Annotated in this window: 19 protein-coding genes; 14 read left to right on the forward strand and 5 right to left on the reverse strand. The window is 42.5% G+C overall.

Going from position 1 to position 20,423, the window contains the following annotated elements; all coding sequences use genetic code 11:
• Window positions 1-49 precede the first annotated feature (49 nt).
• The 3 genes from G603_RS0101840 to G603_RS0101850 are packed head-to-tail and all read right to left on the reverse strand — an operon-like array spanning window position 50 to window position 2,261.
• A complete protein-coding gene (locus G603_RS0101840; RefSeq protein WP_026669136.1) occupies window positions 50-589 on the reverse strand; it encodes a DUF308 domain-containing protein in 540 nt (179 codons plus the stop codon).
• Complete coding sequence (locus G603_RS0101845) at window positions 567-1,748, reverse strand: DUF6765 family protein (RefSeq protein ID WP_026669137.1); 1,182 nt, start codon at window positions 1,746-1,748, stop codon at window positions 567-569. Before G603_RS0101845 ends, G603_RS0101840 begins: the two co-directional genes overlap by 23 nt.
• Before the next feature lie 9 nt (window positions 1,749-1,757).
• Window positions 1,758-2,261, reverse strand: coding sequence for a hypothetical protein (locus G603_RS0101850; RefSeq protein WP_026669138.1), 504 nt, complete (start codon window positions 2,259-2,261; stop codon window positions 1,758-1,760).
• A 115-nt stretch (window positions 2,262-2,376) separates the two neighbouring features.
• Here G603_RS0101850 and ilvD point away from each other — a divergent pair, with 115 nt between their 5' ends.
• The 9 genes from ilvD (at window position 2,377) to G603_RS0101895 (ending at window position 13,367) form a co-directional block, all read left to right on the forward strand.
• Window positions 2,377-4,131, forward strand: coding sequence for a dihydroxy-acid dehydratase (ilvD, locus tag G603_RS0101855; RefSeq protein ID WP_035791705.1), 1,755 nt, complete (start codon window positions 2,377-2,379; stop codon window positions 4,129-4,131).
• Between the two features lie 98 nt (window positions 4,132-4,229).
• Entirely contained in the window at window positions 4,230-5,561 is a 1,332-nt protein-coding gene (locus G603_RS0101860) for an ATP-binding cassette domain-containing protein (protein ID WP_242834822.1), read from the forward strand.
• A gap of 6 nt (window positions 5,562-5,567) precedes the next feature.
• Window positions 5,568-6,509, forward strand: coding sequence for an ABC transporter permease (locus tag G603_RS0101865; protein WP_026669141.1), 942 nt, complete (start codon window positions 5,568-5,570; stop codon window positions 6,507-6,509).
• 397 nt (window positions 6,510-6,906) lie between these two features.
• A complete protein-coding gene (locus G603_RS0101870; protein ID WP_026669142.1) occupies window positions 6,907-7,899 on the forward strand; it encodes a MetQ/NlpA family ABC transporter substrate-binding protein in 993 nt (330 codons plus the stop codon).
• An 87-nt stretch (window positions 7,900-7,986) separates the two neighbouring features.
• Entirely contained in the window at window positions 7,987-9,000 is a 1,014-nt protein-coding gene (locus G603_RS0101875) for a methionine ABC transporter ATP-binding protein (protein WP_026524171.1), read from the forward strand.
• Window positions 8,993-9,652 carry a methionine ABC transporter permease gene (locus G603_RS0101880; RefSeq protein ID WP_035791708.1) on the forward strand — a complete coding sequence of 220 codons (660 nt, stop codon included), beginning with the start codon at window positions 8,993-8,995 and terminating at the stop codon, window positions 9,650-9,652. Before G603_RS0101875 ends, G603_RS0101880 begins: the two co-directional genes overlap by 8 nt.
• An 86-nt stretch (window positions 9,653-9,738) precedes the next feature.
• Window positions 9,739-10,911, forward strand: coding sequence for an iron-containing alcohol dehydrogenase (locus G603_RS0101885; RefSeq protein ID WP_026669143.1), 1,173 nt, complete (start codon window positions 9,739-9,741; stop codon window positions 10,909-10,911).
• 41 nt (window positions 10,912-10,952) lie between these two features.
• On the forward strand, window positions 10,953-11,945 hold the full coding sequence (locus tag G603_RS0101890; protein WP_051207362.1) for a DMT family transporter: 993 nt from the start codon (window positions 10,953-10,955) through the stop codon (window positions 11,943-11,945).
• A 66-nt stretch (window positions 11,946-12,011) separates the two neighbouring features.
• A complete protein-coding gene (locus G603_RS0101895; protein WP_026669145.1) occupies window positions 12,012-13,367 on the forward strand; it encodes an MATE family efflux transporter in 1,356 nt (451 codons plus the stop codon).
• Here G603_RS0101895 and G603_RS18890 read toward each other — a convergent pair.
• On the reverse strand, window positions 13,354-14,334 hold the full coding sequence (locus tag G603_RS18890) for a GTP-binding protein (protein ID WP_155832598.1): 981 nt from the start codon (window positions 14,332-14,334) through the stop codon (window positions 13,354-13,356). The two genes, G603_RS0101895 and G603_RS18890, sit on opposite strands and share 14 nt — an antisense overlap.
• A gap of 101 nt (window positions 14,335-14,435) precedes the next feature.
• Window positions 14,436-15,503 carry an NAD(P)-dependent alcohol dehydrogenase gene (locus G603_RS0101905; protein WP_026669146.1) on the reverse strand — a complete coding sequence of 356 codons (1,068 nt, stop codon included), beginning with the start codon at window positions 15,501-15,503 and terminating at the stop codon, window positions 14,436-14,438.
• A gap of 233 nt (window positions 15,504-15,736) precedes the next feature.
• On the opposite strand from G603_RS0101905, the gene G603_RS0101910 reads away from it, so the two are divergent.
• From G603_RS0101910 to G603_RS0101930, 5 genes are all read left to right on the forward strand, one after another.
• The gene (locus G603_RS0101910) at window positions 15,737-16,621 is read left to right on the forward strand and encodes an FKBP-type peptidyl-prolyl cis-trans isomerase (protein ID WP_026669147.1); all 885 of its coding nucleotides are present in this window, start codon (window positions 15,737-15,739) and stop codon (window positions 16,619-16,621) included.
• Window positions 16,622-16,837: 216 nt separating this feature from the next.
• Window positions 16,838-18,478, forward strand: a complete 1,641-nt coding sequence (locus G603_RS0101915) for a glycoside hydrolase family 9 protein (RefSeq protein ID WP_026669148.1) — start codon at window positions 16,838-16,840, stop codon at window positions 18,476-18,478.
• A 61-nt stretch (window positions 18,479-18,539) separates the two neighbouring features.
• Window positions 18,540-18,854, forward strand: coding sequence for a hypothetical protein (locus G603_RS0101920; protein ID WP_026669149.1), 315 nt, complete (start codon window positions 18,540-18,542; stop codon window positions 18,852-18,854).
• 98 nt (window positions 18,855-18,952) lie between these two features.
• Entirely contained in the window at window positions 18,953-20,029 is a 1,077-nt protein-coding gene (locus G603_RS18895; RefSeq protein ID WP_051207365.1) for an HAD family hydrolase, read from the forward strand.
• A 40-nt stretch (window positions 20,030-20,069) separates the two neighbouring features.
• Window positions 20,070-20,345, forward strand: coding sequence for an acylphosphatase (locus G603_RS0101930; protein ID WP_026669150.1), 276 nt, complete (start codon window positions 20,070-20,072; stop codon window positions 20,343-20,345).
• The last annotated feature ends 78 nt before the right edge of the window (window positions 20,346-20,423 follow it).

Below are 20,423 nucleotides of genomic sequence, written 5' to 3' on the forward strand. Positions count from 1 at the left end.
ATAGAAAAATGGCGTCCACACAAAAGTGTGAGCGCCATTATTTTTGGCATTATTGTATGTACACGATGGCTGTTTTTCTAAAGGCTGTGATTATCCTTGATATCGCGGAATATATAAGTCCTGCGCTGTAGATGTAAACAATCACAGACAGGGACTTAAGCATATAGCCTGCAACAAATGCTGCAATGGCAATAGCTATATTTATGGCACCGGAGGTGAATTTGAATCTCCAGGAAGAGGACATACGCTTTGATTCAAGAGCTCGCAGGATGTCAACAACCCCTGAAAACATGTGGATTATAAGCATATACAAAATAACAAAGCTATTAGAGTTATCCGCTACGGTTAGTGAAAAAATCCCAAGATCAAATATTATGACGCCGGTATACAGAATACTCCTGCCGCCTACCATGTGTTTTGCCATGGAGAAGTAGTAGAATATATTTTTAAGTCCATATAAAGTCAGCGATATACTCAGTATAAGCACTATCAACGGTATGCCATTTTTAGGGATCCATACTATGCTTATACTGCCAATGATCATTATAAAGGCTATAAAAATATTTTTAATTCTTTGAAAGGCTGTCATCGTCCGCCCTCCTTAACTGATCTAAAAGCTTTCTGTAATCAGCAATTCCCTTAAAACCTTTTTGGGCATAATCAACTGAAAAGCCTGCCAGTCTGTTTCCTGATTTATAGATTGCGTTTGTGACCATACTCTTTTGACCAAGAGCAGCTATTATAAATCTGCCGATAAAGGTATCATCGATTTCTTTTGGTGTGGCCATATTGTATTCTTTCAGGTACTTGTTCACATTGAAGAACTCTATGGAACAGCCGGAAAGCTTTTCGCCAAAGGCTTTCCAGTCTCTGCTGGAATCAAGCTGCCGTTTTTTTATAATAGCTTCAATCTTTTCCCTGTAAGGAGCTATGGCGTCAAAATCATAGGTGTCTGCCACAAAATCTTCCCGCTCTCCACGCAGATATTTCATGGCTTCTATCATCTGAGTGAAGGCGTGAAGGTAATCTGAAGGATTATCTTTTATTATCTCATCGTAGTCACCCCAGGCAGGAAGATATTTATACCTGATAAAGCTGTAGTCCGGAAGGTGGCCTGCCCTGCCGTGTCCAAGATTCATAATTGAGCTTTCTTTATTCTGATAAAGGCTGTTGACGTATATGGACTCATTAAGATTATCAGTCATGGACGGATTTGGTTTGAAGGTTATGCGACGCTCAAAGCATCTGTCACCGTCAGGAATGAGTTCAAAGAAATACCTGTCTGTATTATTTATAACAAGAGACGGAGTTCCTGCAAAGTAGCGGTGTGCCCAGGTGTCAGCAAGAACGTGCATAGTTATGCCCACAGCCTGAAGCGAATTGTTTTTTGCACGTTTGACTGTGTTTACAAGGAGCTCGCCGTTTGGATTACAGATCAGTCTGTACTTATTCAGATATCTTTTTGAGCAGCCTTTCTTTTTGGCATAAAGATCTCCCGGAAGAAAATGAAAGGAGGACCAAATCCTGGTGATGTTCTGGAGGCTGATTATATCTGATGACGCATCCGCCAGCTCAAGCTGCAGCTGAGTTGTTGCAGCAGAGAGAGGAGCTCCCAGTCTTGATAAAAAAGTCTCTGTACACAGATCCACAAATTGAGCGCTGTAGCATATATCCATGCATTCTTCGTGCGAATAGCCTGCAAGAAATGCTGCGCAATATGTCGCATAGTAGTGAAAATCTATTTGCATGACAATACCTCACATAGTCTTTTTATGTTTTACCGCGTGCTTTTCACCTCGAAGAATTCGGAGCTTCCTGGTGGATGAAATAAGCTCTATCATCATGTAAAGTGAAGTTGAATCTACGAGGAAGGATGCAACAAAATCCAGAATATGTTCGTCGATTTTCACATTTAGGACGGAGCTAAAAAGAGTTAGTGCATTGATTATTGTCATTATTATGGCTAAACAATAGAAAATATTGTCTTTGTGATAGTTATTTGCTTCGAAAATAGCGGCTCTGCCTATGTAGATTTTAATAAGGAGATTTGTAACTCCAAAAATCATGAGAAAGAGCCATGAAAAAATCAGAACAAAACGGGCTTCAAATTCAGTGCCGGTCATTCCCATTGCATCAAAAACATAACCCCTGCCAAGCAAAAAGTAGAGGTTTATCTTGATCACTTCCCACAGACCAAAAGCGATGACACCCTGCCCTGTTATTGTCAGAATACTTTGCCTGCGTCTTATTTCTTTATCCATATTTTCTACCTCATAAGAAAACAATTATATACTTTATTTTAAAACCAAATAGTATAATTTAAAAGTATATGGGATAAATATAGCAGATATATTCAGAGATTGGAGGAAACGTAACATGAGTGGTAAGGCAGATTTAGTCAGTCAGCAGATGAGAGAAAAGGCACCGGAGCAGGATCCGCTGCGTCTTGGTACAGGTTGGAAAAAAGAGGATCTTGCAAAAACTCAGATATATGTTGAAAGCAGCTTTGGTGACAGTCATCCGGGAAGTGTTCATCTTAAAAGACTTTCCGATGAGGTCTTAAGAGGAATTGAAAGCGCAGGCGGACACGGCGCGGAGTACTTTTGTACAGATATGTGCGACGGTGAAAGCCAGGGCACAGATGGTATAAATTATAGTCTTGCAAGTCGTGAAATTATGGCAGGAATGATCGAGATACAGGCGAATGCCACGCCCTTTGACGGGGGCGTATTTCTTGCAAGCTGCGATAAATCCGTTCCGGGTAATCTGATGGGAATGCTCAGGGTAGATATACCTTCCGTATTTGTTCCCGGAGGCGTTATGAAGGCAGGCCCTGACATGCTGACCCTGGAGCAGCTTGGAATGTACAGCGCAAGATTTGAGCGAGGAGAGATCGGGCAGGATAAGCTTGACTGGGCAAAGCAAAATGCATGTCCCGGCTGCGGTGCCTGCTCATTTATAGGTACAGCTTCCACCATGCAGATAATGGCTGAGGCGCTGGGATTGGCTCTCCCTGGAAGTGCGCTTTTGCCTGCACAGGGAGATGCCATTATGGAGAATGCATACAGGTCAGGACAGCGGGTAGTAGAGATGGCAGGGGATGATGATATGCGACCATCCAAGCTTCTGAGTCTTGAAAGCTTTGAGAATGCAATTCTGGTTCATGCTGCTATATCAGGTTCTACCAACTGTCTTATGCATCTGCCTGCAATAGCTCATGAGCTCGGAATAGAGATAGATGGTGATACATTCGACAGACTTCACCGCGGAGCACATTACCTTCTTGATATCCGCCCTGCAGGAAAATGGCCGGCAGAATGCTTCTACTATGCCGGGGGAGTGCCTGCTGTAATGGAGGAGATTAAGGAGCACCTGCATCTTGATGTGATGACGGTTACAGGTAAGACTCTGGGTGAGAATCTTAAGGAGCTAAAAGAAAGCGGCTACTACGAGAAGTGTGCAGAAGGCCTTAAGGAGTTTAACAACAGATACAACGTCAAGGCTACAAAGGAAGACATTATACGTCCCTATGACAAAGCAATCGGTACAGATGGCAGCGTTATCGTGCTAAAAGGTAACCTTGCTCCTGAAGGCGCTGTAATAAAGCATACGGCATGTCCTAAGGAAATGATGAAGGCTGTTCTTAATGCAAGACCCTTTGACAGTGAGGAGGAATGTCTTGATGCTGTGCTCCATCATAAAGTAGAGAAAAATGACGCTGTTTTCATAAGGTATGAAGGTCCAAAGGGAAGCGGTATGCCCGAGATGTTCTATACATCGGAAGCAATAAGCTCAGATAAGGAGCTTGGCAAAACAATCGCACTCATAACTGACGGTCGTTTTTCAGGAGCATCAACAGGGCCTGTAATCGGTCATTGTTCTCCTGAGGCAGCAGCCGGCGGTCCTATTGCCCTTGTTGAAGAGGGAGATTTGATAGAGCTGGATGTAATGGCCAGGAAGCTCAATATTGTGGGCGTAAAAGGCGAACGAAAAACTCCCGGGGAAATAGATAAGATTCTGGAGGAGAGGAAAGCCCTTTGGAAGCCTGCTATCAGAAAATACAAAAGAGGAGTTCTTAAGCTTTTTGCAGATCATGCAGTAAGTCCCATGAAGGGTGCATATCTGGAATAAAAGATTAAAGTTTTCTAAAAAACGCTTATATAATCTCGCTTTTTCATTCCATACATTATAATAGGTTATATAAGAAATCTTATGTGGGGGATTCATGTATGGAGCATTATGACTTTATTATGAGCGCTGCTTTTCAAGTAGTATTTGGTTATCTTTTACCTGCAATTGGAAGTGCTTTGATTTTTTACAAGTGCGGAATTAAAAGAAGACTGGCGTTTATACCTTTTATAAGAGAATATCTGCTGGGCGTGTGTGCTGATAAGGAACACGAGGGCCGAGTTTACTTTGGACTTGCCATAGCAGGTGCGGTTATGTCAGGTATAATGAACCTCATCGGGCAAAAGGTCTATGCAATCTGGGCATTGTTTCTGGTTGTTCATGCGGCCATCCGAATTGCACAGGTCCTGTATTCAGTAAGAATTTTTACAGCCCTTGTTAAGGTCTTTGGAAAATCCAGAAAGTGGGTTTTGCTATTGGTGCTTTTCGAGGGCCCGGTTCTTATTTATTGGGGACTGTCACCTGAATATATGCCTATGAAGAAGGCTACGGAGAAAGAGATAGAGGCTGAAACAAAGCTCCTTGGTGCAGATGTTCAGAGCATTCTTGATGGACTTACCGTCAATATCAATGAGAGATCTGTAATTGATTTCTTTAAGAAAAAAGTTCTCCTTAAGGATATCCATATGTGTATTCCCAAGGGGCACATGGTGCTGCTTCTTGGAGGATCAGGTGCCGGCAAAACCACATATCTGAATGCGGTCACGGGCTATGAAAAAGCTGATGCCAGAATAACACTTGGCGAAGATGATGTTTATTTTGATTACGACAAGATGATGTATGATATCGGATTTGTTCCTCAGCAGGATCTCATGCGAGGAAACGATACGGTAGCTCTTACCTTATCGGATGCAGCAACCTTAAGACTTCCTTCAAGCGTTTCAATGGCGGAAAGGAAAAAGCGTGTTGCAGAAGTGCTTGATCAGTTTGGACTTACCACAGTTAAGGATAATCTTGTTGAGAAGCTTTCCGGAGGTCAGAGAAAAAGGCTTTCAATAGCCATGGAGTTCATTTCAAATCCCACACTTTTTATTCTTGATGAGCCTGATTCAGGACTGGACGGCGTCGTGGCACGCTCACTTTTTGAGAAGCTTCGCAGCATAGCAAATGAAGGGAAAATAGTTGTTGTTATCACCCATACTCCTGACAGAGTAATAGATCTTTTTGATGATGTTATAGTTCTTGCCAAGGATGCCGGAAGAACGGGAAGACTCGCATGGTATGGTCCCGTGGAAAAGGCATACGAATTCTTTGGCAAAAACTCCATGGAGGAGATTCTTCTTTCCATAAATCAAAAGGATGAAGGCGGAGAGGGCAGAGCCGACGAATTTATCGAAAAATATGCTGACTATATGAGAGCGGAAATGGGGTGAGAAACTATGAAAAAGAAAATTAGACGAAGAGGACGTTTTTCACAGACCATTATCTATCTTGGTAAGCTTTTCAGGATGTTTCTTTTCCAGAATGACTGGAAGGTGCTTCCTATGTCCGCAATTATAGCAGGACTAGTGTGCTTTGCTGTTGGAGGAAATCTCTACAAGACAATGGAAGGAACCATGATGGGAGCCTTTGCGCTTTCCTGTATCTGCGTATGGAATGGATTTTTTAATTCCATTCAGTCAATCTGCAGGGAGAGAGCCATTGTAAAAAGAGAGCACAGGTCGGGACTACATATATCTTCTTATGTTTTGGCTCATATGATTTATCAGGCGACCTTGTGTATTGCTCAGGTGGTGATAACCATATTTGTATGTAATGCCATGAAGGTTACGCTACCAAGTGCGCCTCTGGTTACGCCATATCCCATTGTAGATTTTGGAATAACACTTTTTCTTATTACATACGCCGCAGATATGCTGGCGCTTTTGATATCATCCTTTGCAAAAACCACAACGGCAGCCATGACTATCATGCCCTTTATGCTGATAGTTCAGCTCCTGTTTTCAGGCGGATTTTTCAATCTTCCCGAGCAGGCAATGCCATTAACCAATCTGACTGTGACGAAATTCGGTCACACATCACTTTGCGCACAGGGCGATTATAATTCACTTCCAATGGTATCTATCTGGAACAGTGCCTTAAAAATGAAAAATGTTGAGGTTGAAGGTGAAAAGCCCTTTAAGGAGGCTCTTCAATATATAGAAGAAAATAATATGAGAGAGGATCTCCTTCTTAAGTCAGCGGAGCAAAACCAGAATCCCAATTATGCTTTTGACAGTAATATTGTGCTCGACAACTGGATGTCTCTGATTATATGGGCCCTTGCTTATGTTGTGATCACGGTTATTATTTTGGAAAACATAGATAAGGATAAGCGATAGAGAAGTCTAAACAACCCCGATTTGAAAATCTAAGGGGGATAAGTAAAAATTATCACTGACTATAAAATCATCTAAATTTTCAAATGAGCATTGGGATGATAGTATTAACCCAACAGAAACGAAGGAGGAAACAGATGATGACAAAGACATGTATAAAAAATCAAATGAAAATGTGTTGTCGAATGTTGAACTCCCGGGCATGTAATGCGGTTGATTACCTGGCTCATTTGTCAGGCAATCGTATTCAGTAATCTGTCATTTCAGATTCGAATTTACCGATGCCCGGGGGAAACCACTCCGGGCATTTAATATGTAAGAAAATCTTGATTTGTCCGGGGAGCAAATATAAAATAGTAAACATATTTTATCGTTTATACGATTTATGAGAGGAGACCTTATGAAAAAGAAATTTTTTGGGAAATTATTAGCCGGAACACTGACACTTGGACTTGGTGTTGCTTCTCTTGCAGGATGCGGCAAGTCAGACGCAGGCACTGAAGCAGGCGGAGCTACAGAAGCAGCAGAGAGCACTGAAGCAGGCGGAGCTACAGAAGCAGCAGAGAGCACTGAAGTAGCTGATGCAGGCACAGAAGAAGCAGGCAGCGATGAAACAACAACTTCATCAGACTCAGCACTTGACATTGTTCCCGGAAACGGCGAAACTATTAAGATAGCAGCATCGCCTATCCCTCACGCACAGATTTTGGAGAAGGCTGCTGAAATTCTTAAGGAATATGGCTATGAGCTTGAAGTAGTAGAATTTGAGGATTATGTACAGCCCAACCTGGTTGTAGAGTCCGGCGAATTTGATGCAAACTACATGGAACATATTCCGTACCTTAACAGCTTCAATGAGGAGCAGGGTACTCATCTGGTGAGTGCAGGCGGAATCCACTATGAGCCCTTCGGAGTTTATCCCGGAACAAAGAGCAGTCTTGATGAAATTGCAGACGGCGACCGCATTGCAATCCCTAACGATACTACTAATGAGGCAAGAGCACTTCTTCTTTTACAGGACAATGGAATCATTAAGTTAAAGGATGGTGCGGATCTTACAGCTACTGTTAATGACATCGAGGAGAACACATACAACATCGAGTTCGTTGAGCTTGAAGCAGCACAGGTTGCCAGAGTTACTAAGGAAGTTGAGTTTGTGGTACTTAACGGTAACTACGCATTAGAGGCAGGCTATTCAGTAGCAAAGGATTCTATCGCTTATGAATCAAGTGATTCAGTAGCAGCTAAGACATACGTAAACATCATTACAGTATACGAAGGAAATGAGAACCAGGATAAGATTAAGGCTCTGGTTTCTGTATTGAAATCAGATGATATAAAGAAATTTATTGAAGATACCTATGACGGTGCAGTAATTTTCTTTGAGGATTAAGATTAAGTGAGGGAAAGCATACGACTTTCCCTCTTTTTTATTTCGCTAGCGAAATTATATTTTCATATTTAGTATTGGGGAGCATGTATGAGTGTTATTGAAATCAAGAATCTGACGAAAAAGTTTGAGATTGACGGGAATACCGTCGTAGCCCTTAACAATATTAATCTTAATATTGAAAAGGGCGATATTTTTGGAATAATCGGTATGTCCGGAGCGGGTAAGTCTACTCTGGTAAGATCCATCAATTATCTTGAAAAGCCTTCCGAAGGATCGGTTTATGTTGATGGTGTGAATCTGGGCAAGCTTTCAGAGAAGGAGCTTCGTAAGACCAGAAGCAATATCGGAATGATCTTCCAGAATTTCCATCTTCTTGAGCAGAAAAATGTAATAGACAATATCTGTTTTCCTCTTGAGATCCGTGGCGTAAAAAGAGCAGATGCAAAGCGTCGTGCCAAGGAGCTTTTAGAGCTTGTTAAGCTTGAGGAAAAAGAAAAAGCATTCCCTTCTCAGCTTTCTGGCGGACAGAAGCAGAGAGTTGCTATAGCAAGAGCACTTGCCACCAATCCCGAGATTCTTCTTTGTGATGAGGCCACAAGTGCACTTGATCCCCAGACAACAGCATCTATTCTGGAGCTTATAAAAAATATCAATGAGACTCTTGGTATCACTGTTGTAATCATCACTCATCAGATGTCGGTTGTAACAACCGTTTGTAAGAGAGTTGCTATTATTGACGGCGGTAACCTTGTGGAGGAAGGTCTTGTTGAGACAATATTTGAACATCCAAGGACCGATGCCGCCAAGGAACTTATTTCCGGTAAGAAGATAAGCTACACACCTATGAAGGAGCTTATTGCTGATCGCAGAATAAGAATTGTATTCAAGGAGAATACAGCATACGAACCTGTTATTGCAAACGTGATTCTTAAGGTTCAGGCACCTATCAACATTTTGAAAGCAGATACAAAGGATATCGGCGGCAGAGCTGTGGGAGAGATGATTCTTGGTCTTCCCGATGATGTAGAGAAGCAGGAAGCTATTATTACAGAGCTTAAAAATGCAAGACTTATAGTAACGGAGGTAGATTACAATGAATGAAAAGGTTGTAGAGATGATCATACAGGGTATAGGTGAGACCCTTTATATGACCATGGGTTCAGTTATCATTGGTTACATCCTTGGTCTTCCTCTTGGAATACTACTTTATGTCACAGGTAAAAAGGGACTTAAGCCCAATCCCATAGTTTACAGAACTCTTGATTTTATTATCAATATTATAAGAAGTATCCCTTTCCTTATTTTGCTGATACTTCTTATTCCCTTCACAAGATTTGTTGTTGGACAAAGCTATGGTTCAACAGCAACTATTGTTCCACTTGTAATATGCGCGGCACCTTATATTGCCAGAGTTGTGGAATCCTCACTTATGGAGGTTGACGCAGGAGTTATTGAGGCAGCAAGATCAATGGGTGCCAGCAATTTCCAGATCATTACCAAGGTGCTTCTTGTGGAAGCAAGAACATCTCTTATGATGGGCTTTACCATTACAACAGGCCTGCTTCTTGGATATTCAGCAATGTCAGGAACAGTCGGCGGTGGCGGACTTGGTGATATTGCAGTTAGATATGGTTACTACAGATGGCAGACAGATATCATGCTGATCACTGTAATTCTGCTTATTATTATTTTCCAGATCATACAGAATATCGGAACAAAGATTTCAAATAAATTCGACCACAGAAAGCGCTGAAAAATAGTCTTTATAGATGTGAGAAGAGTAGTATATTATATATTGAAACATAAATTGTATGCAAGATATATACGGAGGGCTGGTACATGAATGAGTTTAGATATTATGCACCTACAGAAGTAGTATTTGGAAAAGACGTAGAGAATAAGACCGGAGAGACTGCTGCGAAGTATGGTAAAAAGGCTCTCCTTGTTTATGGAAAAGAAAGTGTGGTAAAGTCCGGACTCCTTTCCCGTGTTCAGAAATCACTTGCGGATGCCGGTATAAGCTATGAGGATTTCGGAGGTGCTAAGCCCAATCCCACACTGGCTCATGCTGAAGAGGGTGTTCAGAAGGCCCTTGATTTTGGTGCTGATATGATCATCGGCGTAGGAGGCGGAAGTGCCATCGATACAGCAAAGGCTATAGCCCATGGCGCAGCTAATCCTTCAGAGAAGCTTTGGGAGCTTTGGACCAGAAAGGTAGAACTTACTAAGTCACTTCCCGTTGGAGCGGTTCTTACTATGGCTGCTGCAGGCAGTGAGATGAGTGATTCAGCTGTTCTGACCAATGAAGAGATTGGCAAAAAAGCCGGTATCAACACTGATTTTAACCGTTGTCGTTTTGCGATTGTTAACCCTGCTCTTGGAAGTACACTCCCTAAGTATCAGTTGGCAGCAGGAATCACAGATATCATGATGCATACCATGGAGAGATATTTTATTCCGGGTATCACCTGCGATATGACTGATGAGATTGCTGAAGGGCTTATCAGATGCGTTGTAAAAAATGGTAAGAAGGTTCTCGAGAATCCCGGAGACTACGATGCTATGGCAGAAGTTTTCTGGGCATCATCCCTTTCACATAATAATCTTACAGAGTGCGGAAGAGGTAAGGATTTCTCAGTGCACAAGCTTGGTCATGCACTTTCTGCAAAATATGATGTGACCCACGGAGCATCTCTTTCAGCAGTATGGGGTTCCTGGGCGAATACTCTTTATAAGGATGCTGTTCCGAGGTTTGCACGCTTTGCCAGAAGTGTATGGGGTATCGAGGAAGCAGATGATGTGAGAGCAGCTGAAAAAGGTATCGAGAGCACAGTTCTTTTCTTTAAGTCAATCGGTATGCCAATTGATCTTAAGGGATTTGATATTGATCCTACTGATGATGATTTGAGAGCTCTTGCAATGGATGCTACAATGAATGACAGTGTTAAGCTTTCTAGAATCCGTCCTTTGGATGCAGAGGCTGTTTACAAGATTTATAAGGGTGCTATGTAACCCGGCTGAACTTTATATATGGGAACGGTATTGTAAATTAAATGACAGATAATAAGATTTTTGAAAAGGAGTCTTCAGAAAAGAATGACTCCTTTTCACATGACAAAAAACTGATAAGTGCGTTGTTACTCCTCCTTGCTGCAGTTGTATGGGGAGGAGCTTTTGTTGCTCAGTCCCTTGCAGGAGCTGAGATTGGGACTTTTACCTTTAACGGAATAAGATTTATCATAGGCGGCTTATGTATCCTTCCTATGATGCCAAGGCACAAGTTAAGTAACCTTGCGGGGGCAAAGGAAAACATTATCGGAGCGGCGGTTTGCGGTATTGCTCTTTTTCTTGCATCCACGTGTCAGCAGGCGGGAATAGCACTTGGAGCTGATGCAGGAGAAGCAGGATTTCTTACGGCCTGCTATATCATAATGGTTCCGATTCTGGGTATCTTCCTTGGTAAAAAGTGCCCCGCGAAAATATGGGTGGCAGCCGGCATTACCATGGTGGGATTGTACCTTCTTTGTTTCTCTGATGTGGGGAATGAAGCTGCGGCAGGAGGCTTCGGTATTGCTGTTTTGGTAGGGTTTCTTAGAAATATTTTCTCATGGACAGATCTTTTGCTTCTTGGATGTGCATTTCTTTTTTCAATCCAGATTATATGCATTGACAGATATTCTCCAAGAATGCATCCGATTACGCTTACCTGCACAGAGTTTATGGTCAGCGGCGTATTATCACTTATATGCGGCTTCTTCTTTGATTTTCTGCCGGATAAGCAGGGCTTTATTGCGTCACTTACGACACCCACTGTATGGATATCAATTCTCTATACGGGAATCCTTTCAAGTGCTGTGGGATACACGCTACAGACAGTAAGTCAGAGAAAACTTCATCCTGCTGTTGCATCTCTTATCATGAGTATGGAGTCTGTTTTTGCCGCTATCTTTGGATGGCTGATTTTGGGACAGGTAATGTCAGTGAGAGAACTAATTGGTTGCGGGCTGATATTTGGCGCCATCGTTCTTACGCAGATAGAAATATAAAAATTGTATTGTGAAATAAAAACAGGTTGGGATTATGGGGCCGGACCTTAAGTATTGGGAGTTAAAATGAAGGTATTTGTTAAAGATAAACAGTTCTACAAAATGCTGGTGGCATTCGCACTGCCTATTGCGCTTCAGCAGCTTATAACCGTGGGCGTAAATATGGCCGACAATATCATGCTGGGACAGCTCGGTGAGGCACCCATGAGCGGTGCAACTCTTGCCAACAATTTCATCACCATTTTCCAGATTATGTGCATGGGACTTGGAATGGGAGCCAGTGTTCTTGTCAGCAGATTCTTTGGAATGGATGACAGAATCAGCATGAAAAAGTCTGTAAATATCATGTTCAGAATGCTCTTTATTGTAGCTACGAGTTTTTCAATAGTAACAGCTCTTTTTCCTGCAGGTATCATGAATCTGTTTACAACGGAGGAAGAGGTTATTCGTCAAGGTACGGGGTACCTTCTGATTTCCATCCCCTGCTATTATTTAAACGGCTATGCAGTTACATCAAGCATAATGCTTAGAAGTGTAGGAAAAGCTAATATCCCGCTTATTTCAAGCTGCTGTTCTTTTTTCATAAACATTTTTTTTAACTGGGTATTCATCTTCGGAAAACTTGGTGCACCTGCTATGGGAGTAAACGGTGCGGCTCTTGGAACACTGATTGCCAGAGTTGTTGAGTTTACTATAATTATGGGATTCCTTTTCTTTAAGGATACCAACATCGGACTTCGTATTAAGGACCTTACTCTTTCCGTAAAAGATCTGATCGGAGAGTATATCAGAATCTCAATCCCTGTTCTTGTGTCTGATACACTGCTGGGACTTGGTAACAGTGCGGTCGCTGTTGTAATGGGACACATCGGTGCAAGCTTTGTTGCAGCCAACTCCATAACTACGGTCGTAATGTCTCTTGCCACAGTTGTCATTCAGGGTATCAGCCAGGCCAGCTGTACAATCACTGGAATTACTCTCGGAAAAGGCGAAGTTGAGAAGGCAAGAGCTCAGGGCTATACTTTTGCAGCGCTTGGCTTTATAATCGGTGGTTTTGGATGTGTTCTGATTCTGGCTATTTCCAATTTGATCGTAGGAGCATACAAAATTGAGCCTGAGACAGCAGTGCTTGCTAAGGATTTAATGCATGCGGTTGCGCTTGTAATCTGGTTCCAGGCTGCCAACAGTATTCTTACAAAGGGTACACTCAGAGGCGGCGGAGATACAAAGTTTCTTATGGTTGCCGATATTATTTTTCTCTGGATATGTTCAATTCCTCTTGGAGCCCTGGCAGGACTTGTATTTAAGTGGCCGGGATTCTGGGTATATATAATGCTTAGGATCGATCAGTTTATTAAGTGTATTGTTTGCGTAATTCGATTAAGAAGTGGAAAGTGGATCAAGAAAATTAAAAATGCGTAACCTTTAGCTGTTTTCCTGATTTTCGTTTTATATCTGAGATGGATAACGAAGCCGGTTGCGAAAGGAGCCGGCTTCCTACACGTCTGCATATACCGGCTTTATCCAAAGCCTCCCCTATGAAAACACATTGATTCTCAGTTTGAGGTGAATCTGTTATGGAGTATAGGCCATCGGCAAGATCAAAGCGGAGAGTTTCGCTTCCGACAAGGATAGTACCTTTTGCTCTTGCTATGTGACCAAGCTCTCCTCTAAGGCAATCCTCAAGCAGTGTTATAAGCTCGCCGGGATTGGTGAGCTTTGCATCGTTAATAGTAATCTGAGAAAAGGAGGTCTGCTCATCTGATGCTTCGGTTACGGTCACTTCTTTTCCGGGAAGTGCCATAAGACTGTTCCACCAGGAATCCTCCTGCCCGGTGTAGTGACTGCTTATGATCTGAGCCGTAGGGTTGATGCCGCGGACAACATTTTCAGTCTCTGCAAGGAGATCAGGAGAATCATTTTCACATTTTGAGAAGACTACGATGCCTGCATTTGCAATCTGATCTGTGTATAGCTCTTTCCACTGACTCATATTCTGCCTGTAGCTTCTGGGAGAGAGAACTACTATAGGGTTCAGGATTGATATATTACCGTGAAGGATTGGCTGAAGATTACTTATGATACTGCTTAGCCTGCCTACACCTGTAGGCTCAACAATCAGATATTCCGGTGCAAGTCCTGAAAAAATCGTAAGGACAGAGTTAACAAAGCTGTCCTTCATGGTACAGCAGACGCAGCCTTCCATAAATTCCATTATTTCGAGCTTTTCTTCACTTGTATCAGCACTACGAAGTTCCTGTGCATCTATACTGTTATCGCCGTATTCATTCTCTAGTACTACAGGAGTAGTGCCTGTGCGGCGGATGAGTTCTTTTATAAAAGTGGTTTTTCCGGCACCCAAAAAGCCGGATACAATAAGAATATTCATAATGTACCAATGTTTACCAATTACTGTTTTTATATATTTTTGATGACTAATAGAAGGAGCGGCCAAAAAGCCGCTCCATTTCCGTTTGTTTTTATTTTTTATCACGGATTGTTATCAAGAATAACAACGGGCTTGATAAGATCAGCGGGCTTATCCTTCATAAGCTGTAATGCTTCCGGAATATGCTCCCAACCGTGGAATACATGTGTGGAAAGCTTGCTTACATCAAGTTTGCCTGATGAAACAAGAGCACCGAGCTTCTCCATACGGAGACGTCCGCCGGGCATCAGACCACCGTTGATCTGCTTGTGACCCATACCTACGCCCCATTCTACGCGGGGGATAGTGATGTAGTCGCCGCTACCAAGGTAGTTAACGTTACCGATTTTTCCGCCGGGCTTAAGAGACTTAACAGCTGACTCAAAGGTCTTAACGCTACCGCCTGCCATAACAACGCGGTCAACACCCTTGCCGTTTGTAAGCTCCATAACCTGATCTTCGATAGAGCCGTTCTTATAGCTGATGAATTCGTCAGCACCATAGAATTTGGCTGCTTCGATGCATTTAGGACGTGTGCCAACTGCCAGGATGCGGGAAGCACCACGCATATGGGTGCCGGCAACAGACATGAGACCTACAGGTCCGATACCGATTACAAGAACAGTATCACCAAATTGAACATCAGCCAGCTCTACGCCGTGGAATCCGGTAGGAACCATATCGGAAAGCATACATGCGTCCTCAAGGCTCATACCCTCAGGCATGTGAGCAAGGTTACCGTCAGCATCGTTTACATGGAAGAATTCAGAATCAAGACCATCCTTGAAGTTAGAGAACTTCCAGCCTGCCAGCATTCCGCCGGAGTGCATTGAGAATCCGCTCTGAGCTTCAAGAGAGTTCCAGTCAGGTGTGATAGCAGGTACGAGAACCTTATCACCGGGCTTGAAATCCTTAACTTCTGAACCAACTTCAACAACTTCTGCGCATCCCTCGTGTCCAAGAATCATGTTGTGGCGATCGCCTACAGCACCTTCCCAAACGGTGTGCACGTCTGATGTACAGATGGCAATAGCCAGTGGCTTACAAATAGCGTCCAGGGGTCCGCAGACAGGGCGCTCTTTTTCAATCCAGCCGACTTCGCCGATTTTGAGCATTGCAAAACCTTTCATACTGTTTTCTCCTTTATTTTATTTTAAACAATTATTTAGCATGATTTTATGATATAGAATGCAATTTGACTATGTCAAGGAAAGTCAGTGCCCTTCTGCTTTTTCGGAGCATTGCACATAAAAGGACAGCAATAATTGTAGGGTTTTGCCCATTTACAATTTGGCAAACAGCAATAGCAATTATTCGAAGATGCTGATATAATGATAAAACATGTGCATTGGAGGTAAATAAAATGAGAATTGCAGTAACTTATGAAAATGGTCAGGTGTTTCAGCACTTTGGACATACAGAGAATTTCAAGATTTATGAGGTAGAGGATGGAGAGGTGAAGTCCTCTGAGATCATCGGATCTGATGGACAGGGCCATGGTGCTCTTGCAGGTCTTCTTGATAACAACAGCATTGATGTGCTTATCTGTGGTGGTATCGGTGGTGGTGCCAAGACTGCACTTGATGAAAAGGGTATTGAGCTCTGCGCAGGTGCTGAGGGTGATGCTGATGAAGCAGTAGCAGCATACCTTAGAGGCGAGCTTGTAAATACAGGTGTTAACTGTGATCATCACGGCGAGGGACACAGCTGCTCAGATCATCATGATGAGGAAGGCCATTGTGGTCATGATGAAGAAGGTTGCGGTCATGAAGGCGGCTGCGGCGGTTGCAGCGGATGTCATTCATCTGCTCCTCAGTTTGAGGGAAAGAATGTTGGTAAGATCTGTAAAACACACTACAGAGGTACTTTTAACGATGGTACCCAGTTTGATTCATCCTATGACAGAGGAGAGCCTCTTCAGTTTGTATGCGGCGCAGGTATGATGATTCTTGGCTTTGATAAGGCTGTTGCCAATATGGAGGTTGGAGAGAAGATTAACGTACACCTTATGCCTGAGGAAGCTTACGGCGAGGCTGATCCTGAAGCCATCTTTACAGTAGAAATCGCTGAGATGCCGGGCTCCGAGGATCTTACAGTAGATCAGCAGGTTTATCTTCAGGATATGTACGGAAGACCGATCCCTGTGAAGGTTGTAGCCAAGGACGAGAAGACAATCACATTCGATGCTAACCACGAGATGGCAGGTAAGGAATTGAACTTTGAGATCGAGCTTGTAGAAGTACAGTAATTTAGCTGCAAAATTATAAAACGAAAACTGATTTTTTAGTCCCATGCTCAGTTATGAGCATGGGATTTTTTTCGGTTTTATCAGGGAATTCTTCGAAAATATTTTCGTAATATTTTCGTATTTTAGATGTAATAAAGTATTCTTTTCTTGGATTATTTCGTGTATTATTATTCCGTCAGATTTTTGCAGGGTAAAGTTTGTGAAGGGGACTAAAACATGGAGAAAATTTTTATTAATCAGGTTGGATTTTTGCCGGAAGGTGAGAAAAAGGCTGTTCTAAATTTTGACAGTCCTGAGTTTAAGCTTGTTGACGAAAATGATCAGACTGTTTTTGAGGGAAAAACAAGTCATTTTGGAACTGATGATATTTCAGGTGAAGATACCTATGTTGCTGATTTTTCTGATTTCGCAGGTCAGGGCAGATATAAGGTAGAAGCAGGAGATGTAAAAAGCACATGCTTTGATATTTCCGACAAGGCATACGATAAGCTGATGCATGATATTTGTAAGTGTTTCTACTATCTTAGATGCGGACATGGTCTTAGCAAGGAGTTTGCAGGTGAGTACTATCATGAGCCCTGCCATCTTACAAAGGCTACGGTTTATGGTGAGGATGTAGAGCCTGTTGATGTTTGCGGCGGCTGGCATGATGCAGGAGATTATGGAAGATACTCCACAGCAGGAGCTACAGCTGTTGCCCATCTTCTTTATGGTGTTAGATTTTTTGAGAATCTTCTTAATATTAATTTTGAAATCCCTTCCGAGAAATGTGAAAAGGGTCAGTATCCCAATATTTTAGCTGAGGTAAAGGTTGAGCTTGATTTCCTTATGAAGATGCAGAGGGAAAACGGTTCTGTGTGGCACAAGGTTACTACCTTTAATCATGCTGACTTTATTATGCCGGAGGATGATAAGAACGAGCTTTTCCTGTTCAGCGTATCTTCTCTTGCTACAGCTGATATTGCCGGTGTATTTGCGCTTGCTTACACAGTCTACAAGGACTATGACAGCGAATATGCTAAGCTTTTGTTAGAAAAAGCAATTAAGGCATACGAGTGGCTCAAGGCCAATCCGGAGCCTCTTCTTTTCAAGAATGCTGAAGGCTCTAATACAGGGGAGTATCCTGAGCCGGAGGATTTTTCCAACAGATATTGGGCAGCCTGCTCTTTATATGAAGCAACAGGTGAAAAGAAGTACTATGATGATGCTCTTATATTGAAGGAAAAGGTCATCGCTTACGATAAGGAAGATTCCTTTAAGTTCTATCAGGGCAATATCTTTACATGCTTTGGATGGACAGATGTGGCTGGTTTTGGTTCGCTTTCTCTTCTATTAATGAAAGAAGATAACGAGCTCAAAAAACTGGCAAAGGACAGCATCATCCGGGAAGCTGACAGATTATGTGAAAATGCAGGGAAAAACGCTTTTAACCTTTGCATGCTGAAGGGCGACTTTATCTGGGGCAGCAACATGGAGCTTCTAAAATATATGATGGTAGCTACGGTTGCGAACTGCCTTGATCCTCAGGAAAAATATAAAAATGTGATAACTTCAGGTCTTGATTATCTTCTTGGTTGCAACAGCATGGATGTGAGTTATGTGACAGGAAACGGAGAGAAGGCTTACAAGAATCCTCATCTTCGTCCCACAGCAATCGACGATATCGAAGAGCCCTGGCCGGGGTTGGTTTCAGGTGGTCCCAATGTGGGACTTCAGGATGAAAGAGCGCAGACACTTCCCAAGGATCTGCCTCCAATGAAATGCTATTTAGATCACATTGACTGCTATTCATTAAATGAGATTACTATTTACTGGAATTCACCTCTTGTATTCGTAATGGCAGGTCTTCTTAAATGATTTATGCACCCTTGGATATTCAAATATCCGGGGGTGTTTTCATGTAAAGTTTTCTCAGCTTTTGGTTAGCATTAAAAATGCGCTGATAGAAGCAGCAGAGGAGAAGCTTACAGAGCAGGAGGATGAGATTTTTGAAGCACGGGAAGAAATGCTGAGCGATGTGATCGATAGCATGGAAGAAAGCGGGAAAACTTTATCCGATGAGGCGCTTGCAGATTTGAACGAGATGGTTTCTGAATTCGGAGAGGAAGCCCTTAAAGAATTGGAAGAGAATATGGAGATGCTTGAAGAAATGGAGATCGTGGATCCTCACATGAGTAAGGAGGATTTTGCTGGGCAGGCGGGATTTATTAAATATAAAATAACAATAAACTGACATTTTATGTTCATTTAATAGTATATTGACGACATAAATGTATAATTTAAGTGCAGGGTTATTTCATCCTGCACTTAGCTTTTTTATAAGGGGGAACTATGAAAAGAAGAATATTAGGAAGCATATTAGTTGTAGTAATGACCGTCTGCCTAATCTGTGCAGCTTGCGGAAAGAGTAATACCAAGGCTTTAGGTGAATATTGGTCCGCGGATTCTGAGGCAGCAGAAAGCCTTCGCAGTTATGTGGCAAAGGTTACGAATAAAAATGATGCTGAGAATTTTATACCCCAGGAGGATCGTATAGCTGTCTTTGATATGGACGGTACACTAACCTGTGAGACCTTCTATACCTATTATGACACCATGATGTTTATAAACTTTTGCCTGACAGATCATCCGGAAAGAGTCTCAGATGAGCTTAAGGCAGCGGCTGCGGAGATTATGCCGGGATATACGGCAGGAGAAGAACTTGCTAGGAATTTTGCCAAGGCCTACGCAGGAATGACTGTAAAGGAGCTGTATGATTATGCTGTGGAATTCGGTCAGAAGCAGACAGACAGCTTTGAGAATATGCGCTACATTGACGGATTTTATCTTCCTATGGTGGAAGTGGTAAAATATCTTTATGACAATGGTTTTACAATTTATGTGGTAAGCGGTACTGAGCGCACCACGACCAGGGCAATCGTTGCAAATTCTCCAATCAGTGAATATGTATCTCCTGCCCATGTGATAGGCACAGAGTTTGAGGTTAAGGTAAAGGGGAACGAGGATGTCTCCTCCAATATGGACTTTAAGTATGCCGATGGCGATGAGCTTGTTTTTACAGGCGAATTCATTCAGAAAAACCTTAACGCGAATAAGACGATCTGGATTGAACGTGAGATCGGACAGTATCCGGTTCTGGCCTTTGGAAACAGCGGCAGCGATACCAGTATGATGAACTATGCACTGGATAGCAGAAATCCCTATCCTTCAGCAGCATATATGATAGTTGCAGATGATGATGTTCGTGAGTGGGGAACTCAAGACTGGGAAGAAAAATCCGCAGGCTACAGGGAGCAGGGATATGTTCCGATTTCCATGAAAAATGATTTCCTTAAGATCTATCCTGATACTATAAAAAGATCTGACATACAGTATGTGGAGCCTGAGGCTGATGCTAATGCAGCATAGTATTATCCTATAACATCAATATGCAAAGGAACGGTAATTCATGTCAGAAATTATTAGAGCTCATCTGAATTTTAAAGGTTATGTGCAGGGTGTAGGTTTTAGATATACCGCATACCACACAGCAACCATGTACGGACTTACCGGATGGGTGAAAAATGAGTGGAACGGCTCTGTAACTGTGGAGGTTCAGGGATATCCGGACACCATAGATATGTTTATTCAAAAGGTAAAGGATGGACGTTTTATAGAAGTGCTTGATATGACAAAGGCGACCATACCACCTGAGGATGAAAGCAGTTTTCAGATTAAGTATTAGATATGTTTTCATGATTATGTAACCGGACATATGATCGAAGGGTTCATTATCGATGTGCAGAGAAAGGAGGGTAATCGA

It is taken from the genome of Butyrivibrio sp. AE3006 (genome assembly GCF_000424165.1).
Lineage (GTDB): Bacteria > Bacillota > Clostridia > Lachnospirales > Lachnospiraceae > Butyrivibrio.

What these genes read in the sequence shown, in the direction of transcription:
- G603_RS0101840 (WP_026669136.1), bottom strand. Translation starts at nt 589, where the DNA reads ATGACAGCCTTTCAAAGAATTAAAAATATTTTTATAGCCTTTATAATG.
- G603_RS0101845 (WP_026669137.1), bottom strand. Translation starts at nt 1,748, where the DNA reads ATGCAAATAGATTTTCACTACTATGCGACATATTGCGCAGCATTTCTT.
- G603_RS0101850 (WP_026669138.1), bottom strand. Translation starts at nt 2,261, where the DNA reads ATGGATAAAGAAATAAGACGCAGGCAAAGTATTCTGACAATAACAGGG.
- ilvD (WP_035791705.1), top strand. Translation starts at nt 2,377, where the DNA reads ATGAGTGGTAAGGCAGATTTAGTCAGTCAGCAGATGAGAGAAAAGGCA.
- G603_RS0101860 (WP_242834822.1), top strand. Translation starts at nt 4,230, where the DNA reads ATGGAGCATTATGACTTTATTATGAGCGCTGCTTTTCAAGTAGTATTT.
- G603_RS0101865 (WP_026669141.1), top strand. Translation starts at nt 5,568, where the DNA reads ATGAAAAAGAAAATTAGACGAAGAGGACGTTTTTCACAGACCATTATC.
- G603_RS0101870 (WP_026669142.1), top strand. Translation starts at nt 6,907, where the DNA reads ATGAAAAAGAAATTTTTTGGGAAATTATTAGCCGGAACACTGACACTT.
- G603_RS0101875 (WP_026524171.1), top strand. Translation starts at nt 7,987, where the DNA reads ATGAGTGTTATTGAAATCAAGAATCTGACGAAAAAGTTTGAGATTGAC.
- G603_RS0101880 (WP_035791708.1), top strand. Translation starts at nt 8,993, where the DNA reads ATGAATGAAAAGGTTGTAGAGATGATCATACAGGGTATAGGTGAGACC.
- G603_RS0101885 (WP_026669143.1), top strand. Translation starts at nt 9,739, where the DNA reads ATGAATGAGTTTAGATATTATGCACCTACAGAAGTAGTATTTGGAAAA.
- G603_RS0101890 (WP_051207362.1), top strand. Translation starts at nt 10,953, where the DNA reads ATGACAGATAATAAGATTTTTGAAAAGGAGTCTTCAGAAAAGAATGAC.
- G603_RS0101895 (WP_026669145.1), top strand. Translation starts at nt 12,012, where the DNA reads ATGAAGGTATTTGTTAAAGATAAACAGTTCTACAAAATGCTGGTGGCA.
- G603_RS18890 (WP_155832598.1), bottom strand. Translation starts at nt 14,334, where the DNA reads ATGAATATTCTTATTGTATCCGGCTTTTTGGGTGCCGGAAAAACCACT.
- G603_RS0101905 (WP_026669146.1), bottom strand. Translation starts at nt 15,503, where the DNA reads ATGAAAGGTTTTGCAATGCTCAAAATCGGCGAAGTCGGCTGGATTGAA.
- G603_RS0101910 (WP_026669147.1), top strand. Translation starts at nt 15,737, where the DNA reads ATGAGAATTGCAGTAACTTATGAAAATGGTCAGGTGTTTCAGCACTTT.
- G603_RS0101915 (WP_026669148.1), top strand. Translation starts at nt 16,838, where the DNA reads ATGGAGAAAATTTTTATTAATCAGGTTGGATTTTTGCCGGAAGGTGAG.
- G603_RS18895 (WP_051207365.1), top strand. Translation starts at nt 18,953, where the DNA reads ATGAAAAGAAGAATATTAGGAAGCATATTAGTTGTAGTAATGACCGTC.
- G603_RS0101930 (WP_026669150.1), top strand. Translation starts at nt 20,070, where the DNA reads ATGTCAGAAATTATTAGAGCTCATCTGAATTTTAAAGGTTATGTGCAG.